10 protein-coding genes and 1 pseudogene are annotated in these 10050 nt (G+C 70.9%); 7 read left to right on the top strand and 4 right to left on the bottom strand.

The genetic code is table 11. From position 1 onward, the window contains the following. Positions 1 to 138 precede the first annotated feature (138 nt). The 4 genes from ACFVYN_RS40525 to ACFVYN_RS40510 all read left to right on the top strand — a co-directional run bounded on the left by ACFVYN_RS40525 (position 139) and on the right by ACFVYN_RS40510 (position 2786). Positions 139 to 771 carry an AIM24 family protein gene (locus ACFVYN_RS40525; RefSeq protein WP_390007764.1) on the top strand — a complete coding sequence of 211 codons (633 nt, stop codon included), beginning with the start codon at positions 139 to 141 and terminating at the stop codon, positions 769 to 771. Between the two features lies 1 nt (position 772). Next, complete coding sequence (locus ACFVYN_RS40520; protein ID WP_390007760.1) at positions 773 to 1423, top strand: AIM24 family protein; 651 nt, start codon at positions 773 to 775, stop codon at positions 1421 to 1423. Then, complete coding sequence (locus tag ACFVYN_RS40515; protein WP_390007757.1) at positions 1420 to 2217, top strand: AIM24 family protein; 798 nt, start codon at positions 1420 to 1422, stop codon at positions 2215 to 2217. The genes ACFVYN_RS40520 and ACFVYN_RS40515 overlap by 4 nt, the downstream gene beginning before the upstream one ends. Positions 2218 to 2309: 92 nt before the next feature. Then, positions 2310 to 2786 (top strand): MarR family winged helix-turn-helix transcriptional regulator, encoded by a 477-nt coding sequence (locus tag ACFVYN_RS40510; protein WP_390007756.1) that lies wholly within the window; start codon positions 2310 to 2312, stop codon positions 2784 to 2786. 13 nt (positions 2787 to 2799) lie between these two features. Here the strand turns inward: ACFVYN_RS40510 and ACFVYN_RS40505 are convergent, their stop codons facing one another. Together ACFVYN_RS40505 and ACFVYN_RS40500 are read right to left on the bottom strand one after the other, a co-directional pair. After that, positions 2800 to 4188, bottom strand: coding sequence for a sensor histidine kinase (locus ACFVYN_RS40505; RefSeq protein ID WP_390007754.1), 1389 nt, complete (start codon positions 4186 to 4188; stop codon positions 2800 to 2802). After that, positions 4185 to 4907: a response regulator transcription factor gene (locus tag ACFVYN_RS40500; protein ID WP_390007751.1), complete on the bottom strand. Its 723-nt coding sequence runs from the start codon at positions 4905 to 4907 to the stop codon at positions 4185 to 4187. The genes ACFVYN_RS40505 and ACFVYN_RS40500 overlap by 4 nt, the downstream gene beginning before the upstream one ends. Before the next feature lie 124 nt (positions 4908 to 5031). Here ACFVYN_RS40500 and ACFVYN_RS40495 point away from each other — a divergent pair, with 124 nt between their 5' ends. Further along, positions 5032 to 5664 (top strand): PepSY domain-containing protein, encoded by a 633-nt coding sequence (locus ACFVYN_RS40495; protein ID WP_390007748.1) that lies wholly within the window; start codon positions 5032 to 5034, stop codon positions 5662 to 5664. Positions 5665 to 5688: 24 nt separating this feature from the next. Here the strand turns inward: ACFVYN_RS40495 and meaB are convergent, their stop codons facing one another. Continuing rightward, positions 5689 to 6645 (bottom strand): methylmalonyl Co-A mutase-associated GTPase MeaB, encoded by a 957-nt coding sequence (gene meaB, locus ACFVYN_RS40490; RefSeq protein ID WP_390007762.1) that lies wholly within the window; start codon positions 6643 to 6645, stop codon positions 5689 to 5691. Positions 6646 to 6679: 34 nt separating this feature from the next. Further along, complete coding sequence (locus tag ACFVYN_RS40485) at positions 6680 to 7882, bottom strand: acetyl-CoA C-acetyltransferase (protein WP_390007746.1); 1203 nt, start codon at positions 7880 to 7882, stop codon at positions 6680 to 6682. A gap of 148 nt (positions 7883 to 8030) precedes the next feature. Between ACFVYN_RS40485 and mce the strand changes: the two genes are divergently transcribed. After that, a complete protein-coding gene (gene mce, locus ACFVYN_RS40480) occupies positions 8031 to 8471 on the top strand; it encodes a methylmalonyl-CoA epimerase (protein WP_007384751.1) in 441 nt (146 codons plus the stop codon). A 232-nt stretch (positions 8472 to 8703) separates the two neighbouring features. Continuing rightward, positions 8704 to 10050 (top strand): annotated as a pseudogene (scy, locus tag ACFVYN_RS40475) (polarized growth protein Scy); the annotation flags it as partial.

Below are 10050 nucleotides of genomic sequence, written 5' to 3'. Positions count from 1 at the left end.
ACGGGCCGCCGCAGGCACCCAGGGGCGCGGGGAACTGCGCAAAAACGCCCGCCCCACCGCACCCGCCGCCGACATACGACCCGCACCCCCTTGGACCTGTCGGGAACGCCTCCCCCCAGCTACCTTCACTCCGTGGCGATGTTTCGACTCCAAGGCAGCAAAGTGCTCGCCGTCGACATGACCGGAGACGCCGTGAAGGCGAAGAACGGCTCCATGGTCGCGTACGACGGGCAGATGGCGTTCAAGAAGATGAGCGGCGGTGGTGAGGGGATCCGCGGGATGGTGACCCGGCGCATCACCGGCGAGCAGATGACCGTGATGGAGGTGTCGGGGCACGGGACGTGCTGGTTCGCGGACCGGGCCTCGGAGATCAATCTCGTCAGTCTCCAGGGGGACAAGCTGTACGTGGAGTCGAGCAACCTGCTCGCGACCGACGCCGGTCTCAGGACCGGCACCAGCTTCACCGGCCTGCGCGGCGCCTCACAGGGCAACGGGCTGTTCACGACGACCGTCGAGGGTCACGGCCAGGCCGCGATCATGTCGGACGGCCCCGCGGTCGTGCTGCGGGTCAGCCGCCAGTACCCGCTGACCGTCGACCCCGGCGCGTACATCGCGCACCAGGGGAACCTGAACCAGTCCTTCCAGTCCGGTGTGACGTTCCGCACGTTCATGGGCGAGGGCGGCGGCGAGGCCTTCCAGATCCGCTTCGAGGGTGACGGCCTGGTGTACGTCCAGCCCAGCGAGCGGAACACGATCGCGGGAGATGTGTGACATGCCCTTCCGTGAGATCAACTCCAAGATGGTCGAGGCGACCGTCATGCCCGGCCAGCGGCTGTTCAGCCAGCGCGGCGCGATGCTGGCGTACAGGGGCGAGGTGTCCTTCACCCCGAACATCCAGGGCGGCCAGGGCGGCGTCATGTCGATGATCGGCCGGCGCGTGGCCAACGAGGACACGCCCCTGATGACCGTCGAGGGCAGCGGCACCGTCCTGTTCGGGCACGGCGGCCACCACGTCACGGTCATCAACCTCAGCGGCGACACGCTGTACGTCGAGGCGGACCGCCTGCTCGCCTTCGAGGGCACCCTCCAGCAGGGCACCATGTTCATGGGCTCGCAGGGCGGCGTCATGGGCATGGTGCGCGGCCAGATCAGCGGCCAGGGCCTGTTCACGACCACGCTCAAGGGCCACGGCTCGGTGGCCGTGATGGCCCACGGCGGGGTCTTCGAGGTCCCCGTCACCCCGCAGCGCCCGGTCCATGTCGACCCGCAGGCCTACGTCGCCCACCACGGCGACGTCCGCAACAAGCTGTCGACGGCGCTCGGCTGGCGCGACATGGTGGGCCGCGGCTCCGGCGAGGCCTTCCAGCTGGAGCTCAGCGGGAACGGCGTGGTGTTCGTCCAGGCCTCGGAGGAGAAGCTGTGAGCCACTACCCGGGCGCCGGGCCCACCGTGTACGACCCGATGACGCTGCCGTCGGACGACAACGTCAACAACTACACCTTCTGCGTGGAGCTCAAGGGGAGCCAGTGGTTCCTGCAGAAGGGGAAGATGATCGCCTACTACGGGCAGATGGATTTCAACGGCATCGGACACGGCCGCCTCGACGGTCTCATCCGTACGTCGTTCCATTCGCCTCTGCACGCGAGCGACTGGGTCGTGGCGCAGGGTTCGGGCAAGATGCTCCTCGCCGACCGGGCCTTCGACGTGAATTCCTATGACCTCGAAGAGGGCAACCTGACCATTCGCTCGGGCAACCTGCTCGCTTTTCAGCCAAGTCTCGCGCTGAAGCAGTCGATCGTGCCCGGCTTCCTGACCCTCATCGGAACCGGAAAGTTCGTGGCCGCCTCGAACGGTCCCGTGGTGTTCATGGAGCCCCCGATCCGGGTGGACCCGCAAGCGCTTGTGGGCTGGGCCGACTGCCCCTCGCCGTGCCACCACTACGACCACGGGTACATGACGGGTCTGATGGGCGGTCTACGTGCGATGACGGGCCTCGGCGGCGCCTCCGGGGAGGAGCACCAGTTCGAGTTCGTGGGGGCCGGCACCGTACTGCTCCAGTCGACCGAGGTCCTGATGGCCGAGCAGGCCACAGGGGCGGTTCCGAGCGAGCCCGGCGTACCCGGCGGTTACGGGGCACCCGCAGGCCAGCCGCAGCAGCCGGGGGTACCGCGCCTTCCCGGACAGCTGGGGGACCTCCAACGTCGCTTCGGGCTGTGAGCGGTAGTCTGCGGAGTGTGACATCGAACGCGTGCGCACAGTCACACCACCCTCACTAGTTCGCCTTTCAACCTTTTAGGTAGACTTCATTCATGGAGACCGAGACGGCCACGCGCTGGCTGACCGATGCGGAGCAGTGCGCCTGGCGCACCCACCTGGAGGTCAACAGGCTGTTGACGTATCAGCTCGAGAGGGATCTTCAGCCGTTCGGCCTGACGATGAACGACTACGAGATCCTGGTCAATCTCTCCGAGTCGGAGGGCGTACGGATGCGGATGAGCGACCTCGCGGCCGCCACCCTCCAGTCCAAGAGCCGGCTCTCGCACCAGATCACCCGCATGGAGAACGCGGACCTGGTCCGCCGCGAGAACTGCGAGTCCGACCGCCGCGGCCTGTACGCGGTCCTGACCGAGCACGGCATGGAGACGATGAAGAAGGTCGCGCCGCATCATGTGGCGTCTGTGCGGAGGCACTTCATCGACCTCGTGCCGCCCGAGTCCCTGACGGAACTGGACAAGGCCCTCAAGCCCATCGCGGAGCATCTGCGGGGGCTGCGAGGGCGCCCCTGACACCGGGGCCCGATCACGCGACCGGCAGGCGGAGTTCGAACAGGGCTCCGCCTGCCGGCGCGTCCCGCACCGTCAGCGTGCCGCCGTGCCGGGCGGCGACATCCCGGGCGATGGCGAGACCGAGCCCGGCGCCGCCGTCGTCCCGCGCCCGCGCCTCGTCCAGCCGTACGAACCGCTCGAAGATCCGCTCGCGGTCCCCGGCCGGCACCCCGTCGCCGTCGTCGCCGACCTCGACCACCGCGCGGCCATCACCGTCCCGTCGTACCGTCACCTCGACCGCCGACCGTGCGTGCCGCCGCGCGTTGTCCAGCAGGTTGTCGAACACGCGCTCCAACTGCCCCCGGGACCCGGTGACCTCCACGGCGTCCGCCCGCACCGTCACCCCGGCCCGCCCGGCAGCCCGCTCCCGCACCAGCGCCGCCAGGTCGATCCGCGCGCCGGCGATCCGCTCCCCCGCGTCCAGGCGGGCCAGCAGCAGCAGGTCCGCGGCAAGGTGCTGGAGCCGTACGGTGTCCTCGACCGCTCCGTCGAGGTCCAGCAACTCCGGATGTGCGGCGGCCACTTCGAGCTGGGTGCGCAGCGAGGCGATCGGACTGCGCAGCTCGTGCGAGGCGTCCGCGACGAACCGGCGCTGGCGCTCCACCGAGGTCTCCAGCGCGGCGAGCGTCTCGTTGGTGGTGCGGGCGAGGCGGGCCACCTCGTCGTGGGTGTCCGGCACGGGGACGCGGCGGGCGAGGTCCTCGGAGGCGGTGATCGCCGCCATTTCCCGGCGGATGGCCTCGACCGGGCGAAGGGCGCGGCGGGTGACCGTCCAGGTCACCCATGCGACCACCGCGAGCAGCACGGGCAGACCGACGAGCATGACCGTGGCGGCGGTGTGCACGGCGTCCTGCTGGGCCTGGAGCGAGGCACCGGCGTACACCCGGACGGTTCCGTCGCTCCGGTCCGTGACCTCGACCTGGGCGAAGCGGTAGGCGACGCTCTCCCCGTCCACGGTGGCCCGCCCCTGCCCGTGCCAGGTGACCTCACCGACCTCACCGGCATCGCGGGCGTCCTCGTCGTCGTCCCGCCCCGGGTCCGGGCTCGGCACGGGAGTGACGTCGGGGGCGCCGGTGCCGCTGATCGCCTCCAGGTCCTCGCTCACCGCGAGCACCCGCCCGTCCCGGTCGACCACCTGGGCCGGATGGTCCCCGTCCAGGTCCAGTTCCCGGTACGGCACACCCTGCGCGATCTGCGCCGCGACGTTGCGGGCGGCGCCGTCGGCGGCCGTGTCCGCCTGGCCCGCGAGGTTGCTGCGCAGCGACAGCAGGACGACGACGCCCGCGGCGACCAGGGCCACGGCCACCACCGCGGTCGCGGCCAGCGTGGCCCGCGCCCGGACCGAGCCGAACAGCCGCCTCATCTGCCGGCCTCCAGCCGGTACCCGGCGCCGCGGACCGTCCGGATGAGGCCGGCGTCCAGCTTCCGGCGCAGGGTGCTGACGTACACCTCGACGATGTTCGGGTCGCCGTCGTACGCGAAGTCCCAGACGTGCTCCAGGATCTGCGCCTTGGAGACCACCTCACCGGCCCGCACGGCGAGTTGCTCCAGGACCGAGAACTCCTTGGCGGTGAGGGTGACCTCGGTGCCGTCGAGAAAGACCCGGCGGGCGGCGGTGTCGATCCTCAGCGCCCCGTTCTCGAGCACCGGCGAGGCCCCGGCCCCGTTGCCGCGCCGCCGCAGCAGGGCCTTGATGCGGGCCACGAGGACTACGTACGAGAAGGGCTTGGTCAGATAGTCGTCGGCGCCGGTGTCCAGCCCCTCGGCCTCGTCGTACTCGCCGTCCTTCGCGGTGAGCATCAGGATCGGCACCTCGTGGCCGGCGGCGCGCAGGGCGGCGCAGACCCGGTAGCCGTTGAGGCCGGGCAGCATGATGTCGAGGACGACCAGGTCGTACGACCCCTCGATGGCCCGGTGCAGCCCCTCCCGGCCGTCGTGGACGACGTCGACGGCGTAGCCCTCGGCGGTGAGGCCCTTGGCGAGGGACAGGGCGAGTCGTTTCTCGTCCTCGACGATCAAGATGCGAAAGGGGTGACGCGAAGCGTCTCGAGCAGGGTGGTGGTGGGCGACGGGCGGGCGCATGCGTACAGGGTGGCAAACCGCACCTGAAGGCGCCTTCAGGTGGCTTCAGGTCTCCTTCAGCTCCGCTCAGGCAGCTTGGTCGTCGTCGAAAGCGAACGAACTGACCGGCTCTGGAGGAATCCTCATGAAGCGCAACCTCGTCATCGCCACCCTCACCGCCGCCACGCTGGCCACCGGCGGCACCGTCGCGGCCTTCGCGGCGGGGGACGACGACGCGACGGCGACGCAGCGCCAGGCGCAGACGAACGCACAGCACGCCGCGGACCGCGACGACGACTCCGCGGACGACCGGGACGACGACCCCTCCGAGGACCGTACGGCGCTCTCCAGCGGCAGCGTCACCGCCGCCGAGGCGATCGCTGCCGCCCTGAAGCACACCCCGGGCACCGCCGTCTCCGCCGACCTCGACGACGACGGCGCCGACGCGTGGGAGGTGACCGTCGTCAAGAGCGACGGCACCGAGTACGACGTGCGCATCGCCCCGGACTCCCGCAAGGTCCTCGGCGCCCAGCGCGACACCGACGACGACAACGACACCGACGACCGCGCCGAACTGGCCGCCGTGAAGGACGCGCAGACCGACGCCCGCGAGGCCGCGCTTGCCGCCGCGCACAAGGGCACAGTGACCGAGGTCGGCCTCGACGACGACAACGGCGCCGTGGCCTGGACGGCGGACACCGTGAAGAACGGCAAGCACAGCGAGTGGAAGGTCGCCCTCGACTCGGGCAAGCCCACCCAGGACCGCGACGACGACTGACCCGGCCGTCGACGTGGCAGGGGCTCAGCCCCCGGTCAGGCCCTCCACCAGTTCGTCCGCCGCGCGGTACGGGTCCAGTTCGCCGGCGACGATCCGGTCCGCGAGGGTGTCAAGGCGGCGGTCCCCGCTGAGGTCGCCGATGCGTTCGCGCAGGGCGGTGACGGCGATCGTCTCGACCTCGTGGGCGGCGCGGGCGCGGCGGCGCTCGGTGAGGACGCCGTGCTCCTCCATCCAGGCGCGGTGCTTCTCCAGGGCTTCCACGACCTCGTCGATGCCCTCCGCGCGGGCGGCGACCGTCTTGACGATCGGCGGGCGCCAGTCGCCGGGCCTGCGGGACTCGCCCAGGCCCAGCATGTGGTTGAGCTCGCGGGCGGTGGCGTCGGCGCCGTCGCGGTCGGCCTTGTTGACGACGTAGACGTCGCCGATCTCCAGGATTCCGGCCTTGGCGGCCTGGATGCCGTCGCCCATTCCGGGGGCCAGCAGCACCACGGAGGTGTCGGCCTGGGAGGCGATCTCCACCTCGGACTGGCCGACGCCGACCGTCTCGACCAGGATCACCTCGCAGCCTGCCGCGTCCAGGACCCGGATGGCCTGCGGGGCGGCCCAGGCGAGGCCGCCGAGGTGGCCGCGGGTCGCCATGGAGCGGATGTAGACGCCGGGGTCGGAGGCGTGCTCCGACATGCGCACCCGGTCGCCGAGCAGGGCTCCGCCGGAGAACGGCGAGGACGGGTCGACGGCCAGGACGCCGACCCGCCTGCCCTGCCTGCGGTAGGCGGTCACGAGGGCCGAGGTGGACGTCGACTTGCCCACCCCGGGTGAGCCCGTCAGGCCCACCACGTACGCGTTGCCCGTCAGCGGGGCGAGCGCCTGCATGACCTCCCTGAGCTGCGGGGACGCCCCCTCCACGAGGGAGATCAGCCGGGCCACGGCCCGCGGCCGGCCCTCCCTGGCCTGGACCACCAGGGTGGAGACGTCCTGCATCACAGCTCCGTTCACGTGGACGACGTACGCGTGCTCAGGCCTTGGGTACCCGCACGACGAGCGCGTCACCCTGACCGCCGCCGCCGCACAGCGCCGCCGCGCCGACCCCGCCGCCGCGCCGCTTGAGCTCCAGGGCCAGGTGCAGGACGAGCCGGGCGCCGGACATGCCGATCGGGTGGCCGAGGGCGATCGCGCCGCCGTTCACGTTCACCTTTTCGGTGGACACGCCGAGGTCCTGCATTGACTGGACGGCGACCGCGGCGAAGGCCTCGTTGATCTCGATCAGGTCGAGGTCGGAGACCTCCAGGCCCTCCTTCTTGAGAGCGTGCAGGATCGCGTTGGACGGCTGGGACTGCAGGGAGTTGTCCGGGCCCGCCACATTGCCGTGGGCGCCGATCTCGGCGATCCACTCCAGGCCCAGCTCCTGCGCCTTGGCCTTGCTCATCACGACCACGGCCGCCGCACCGTCGGAGATCTGCGAGGCGCTGCCCGCGGTGATGGTGCCGTCCTTGGCGAACGCGGGGCGCAGCTTGCCCAGGGACTCGGCGGTGGTGTCGGCGCGGATGCCCTCGTCCTTGCTGAAGACGACCGGCTCGCCCTTGCGCTGCGGGATCTCGACCGGGGTGATCTCGGCCTCGAAGATGCCGTTCTTCTGCGCGGCGGCGGCCCGCTGGTGGGACAGGGCGGAGAACTCGTCCTGCTCGGGGCGCCGGATACCGAGGCGGGTGTTGTGCTTCTCGGTCGACTGGCCCATGGGGATGTTCTCCCAGGGGTCGGTCAGGCCGTCGTGGGCCATCGCGTCGAGCATCTCGATCGCCCCGTACTTGAAGCCCTCACGGGACTTCGGGAGCAGGTGCGGGGCGTTGGTCATGGACTCCTGGCCGCCCGCGACGATCACGTCGAACTCGCCGGCGCGGATCAGCTGGTCGGCCAGGGCGATCGCGTCGAGGCCCGAGAGGCAGACCTTGTTGATGGTCAGCGCCGGGACGTTCATCGGGATGCCGGCCTTGACGGCGGCCTGGCGTGCCGGGATCTGCCCTGCCCCGGCCTGGAGCACCTGGCCCATGATCACGTACTGCACCTGGTCGCCACCGATCCCCGCACGGTCGAGGGCGGCCTTGATCGCGAAGCCGCCGAGGTCGGCTCCGGAGAAGGACTTCAGCGAGCCCAGCAACCGCCCCATGGGCGTACGGGCGCCTGCGACGATCACCGAGGTCGTGCTGTTCGATCCAGACATGAGCTGCGATCCCCTTACCGGCTGCACTGCCGAGGAGTGAACGAGGGTTTACTTCGAATGTACTGAGTGGCACTCCGTGCCGTCATCGTCCCGTCGGTGTGATCGCGCGCACGTTGCGTAACCATCCTAGGAGCGCTGCACTGACACCATGCTGACGCGAATCGACCACATCGGGATCGCCTGTTTCGACCTCGACAAGACCGTCGAGTTCTACCGGGCCACGTACGGCTTCGAGGTGTTCCACTCCGAGGTCAACGAGGAGCAGGGCGTGCGCGAGGCCATGCTCAAGATCAACGAGACGTCCGACGGCGGCGCCTCCTACCTGCAGCTCCTGGAGCCGACCCGCCCCGACTCGACCGTCGCCAAGTGGCTGGACAAGAACGGCGAGGGTGTCCACCACATCGCTTTCGGCACGGCGGACGTCGACCAGGACGCGGCGGACATCAAGGACAAGGGCGTACGCGTCCTGTACGAGGAGCCCCGACGCGGCTCCATGGGGTCACGGATCACCTTCCTGCACCCGAAGGATTGCCATGGCGTACTGACAGAACTGGTCACTTCGGCGCCTGTTGAGTCACCTGAGCACTGACCCTCGTACATATGGGCCGGTAGGGTTGGGGGCGGTCGCCGCTCTTGGCAGGGCGACCGGGTCCTGCCCATGGCGGCAGAACCGTGCCGGGGTCCGGGTTTCGGGGGTCGAGCAGTGGGCGGCAGCGCCTGCTCCTCCATTGATCTGACACCATTCCCCGGGGGCCCCGTTCGGCGGATGGACGGGGCTCGTTCGGAAAGACTTGCGACCAGGGGACGGATGGGACCGCGCAGTGCGGGGCTACGAACGCCAGGAGCGAGAGCCGGCGGCTGACGTCGACCACCTCTCTCGGTTCGAGGCCGAGATGGAGCGGCTGAAGACCGAGCGGGAAAAGGCGATCCAGCACGCCGAGGACCTCGGCTACCAGGTCGAGGTGCTGCGCGCCAAGTTGCACGAGGCGCGGCGCACCCTCATGTCCCGGCCCGAGTTCGGCGGCGGTGACATCGGCTACCAGGCCGAGCAGTTGCTGCGCAACGCGCAGATCCAGGCCGACCAGTTGCGCCAGGACGCCGAGCGCGAGCTGAGCCAGGTCCGCGCCCAGACCCAGCGCATCCTCCAGGAGCACGCCGAGCAGGCCGCGCGGCTGCAGGCGGAGCTGCACCAGGAGGCCGTCACCCGCCGTCAGCAGCTCGACCAGGAGCTGGCCGAGCGCCGGCAGACCGTCGAGTCGCACGTCAACGAGAACGTGGCGTGGGCCGAGCAGCTGCGCGCCCGCAGCGAGTCGCAGGCCCGCCGGCTCCTGGAGGAGTCCCGCGCGGAGGCGGAGCAGGCCATGGCGGCCGCCCGCGCCGAGGCCGAGCGGGTCACCTCCGAGGCCCGCCAGCGTCTGCAGAGCGAGGCCGAGGCGGCCCGCGCGGAGGCCGAACAGCTGCTGCGCCGCGCCCGCGCGGACGCCGAGCGCCTGCTGGACGCCGCCTCCACCCAGGCCCAGGAGGCCACCGACCACGCCGAGCAGCTGCGCACCTCCACCGCGACCGAGTCGGACAGCGCCCGCCGCCAGGCCACCGAGCTGAGCCGGGCCGCCGAGCAGCGGATGTCGGAGGCAGAGGAGGCGCTGCGCAAGGCGCAGGCCGAGGCCGAGAAGGTGCTCACCGAGGCGAAGTCGGCCGCCGAGAAGACGCTCGCGAGCGCGGAGTCGGCCAACGAGCAGCGCACGCGTACGGCCAAGGAGCAGGTCGCCCGGCTGGTCACCGAGGCCAGCCAGGAGGCCGAGGCGACCAAGGAGGCCGCCGAGCAGATCGTCGCGGACGCCCGCGCCGAGGCCGAGAAGATCGTCACCGAGGCCGCGGAGAAGGCCCGCACCCTCACCGCCGAGGAGAGCGCGACCCAGCTGTCCAAGGCGGCCAAGACCGCCGAGGACGTCCTCACCAAGGCGCAGGAGGACGCGCAGCGGACCACCAGGGCCGCCGCCGAGGAGGCCGAGCGGATCCGCCGCGAGGCGGAGGCCGAGGCGGACCGGCTGCGTGCCGAGGCGCACGACATCGCCGAGCAGCTCAAGGGCACGGCGAAGGACGACACCAAGGAGTACCGCGCCAAGACGGTCGAGCTGCAGGAGGAGGCCCGCCGGCTGCGCGGCGAG

This window comes from Streptomyces sp. NPDC058307, assembly GCF_042880295.1.
GTDB lineage: Bacteria > Actinomycetota > Actinomycetes > Streptomycetales > Streptomycetaceae > Streptomyces.
Note: the sequence above shows the minus strand (reverse complement) of the source record. Positions and strands in the feature narration are given on the sequence as shown.

Coding starts and splice junctions, on each gene's coding strand:
- ACFVYN_RS40520 (WP_390007760.1), top strand. CDS start 773: ATGCCCTTCCGTGAGATCAACTCCAAGATGGTCGAGGCGACCGTCATG.
- mce (WP_007384751.1), top strand. CDS start 8,031: ATGCTGACGCGAATCGACCACATCGGGATCGCCTGTTTCGACCTCGAC.
- ACFVYN_RS40505 (WP_390007754.1), bottom strand. CDS start 4,188: ATGAGGCGGCTGTTCGGCTCGGTCCGGGCGCGGGCCACGCTGGCCGCG.
- ACFVYN_RS40495 (WP_390007748.1), top strand. CDS start 5,032: ATGAAGCGCAACCTCGTCATCGCCACCCTCACCGCCGCCACGCTGGCC.
- ACFVYN_RS40500 (WP_390007751.1), bottom strand. CDS start 4,907: ATGCGCCCGCCCGTCGCCCACCACCACCCTGCTCGAGACGCTTCGCGT.
- ACFVYN_RS40485 (WP_390007746.1), bottom strand. CDS start 7,882: ATGTCTGGATCGAACAGCACGACCTCGGTGATCGTCGCAGGCGCCCGT.
- ACFVYN_RS40525 (WP_390007764.1), top strand. CDS start 139: ATGTTTCGACTCCAAGGCAGCAAAGTGCTCGCCGTCGACATGACCGGA.
- meaB (WP_390007762.1), bottom strand. CDS start 6,645: ATGCAGGACGTCTCCACCCTGGTGGTCCAGGCCAGGGAGGGCCGGCCG.
- ACFVYN_RS40510 (WP_390007756.1), top strand. CDS start 2,310: ATGGAGACCGAGACGGCCACGCGCTGGCTGACCGATGCGGAGCAGTGC.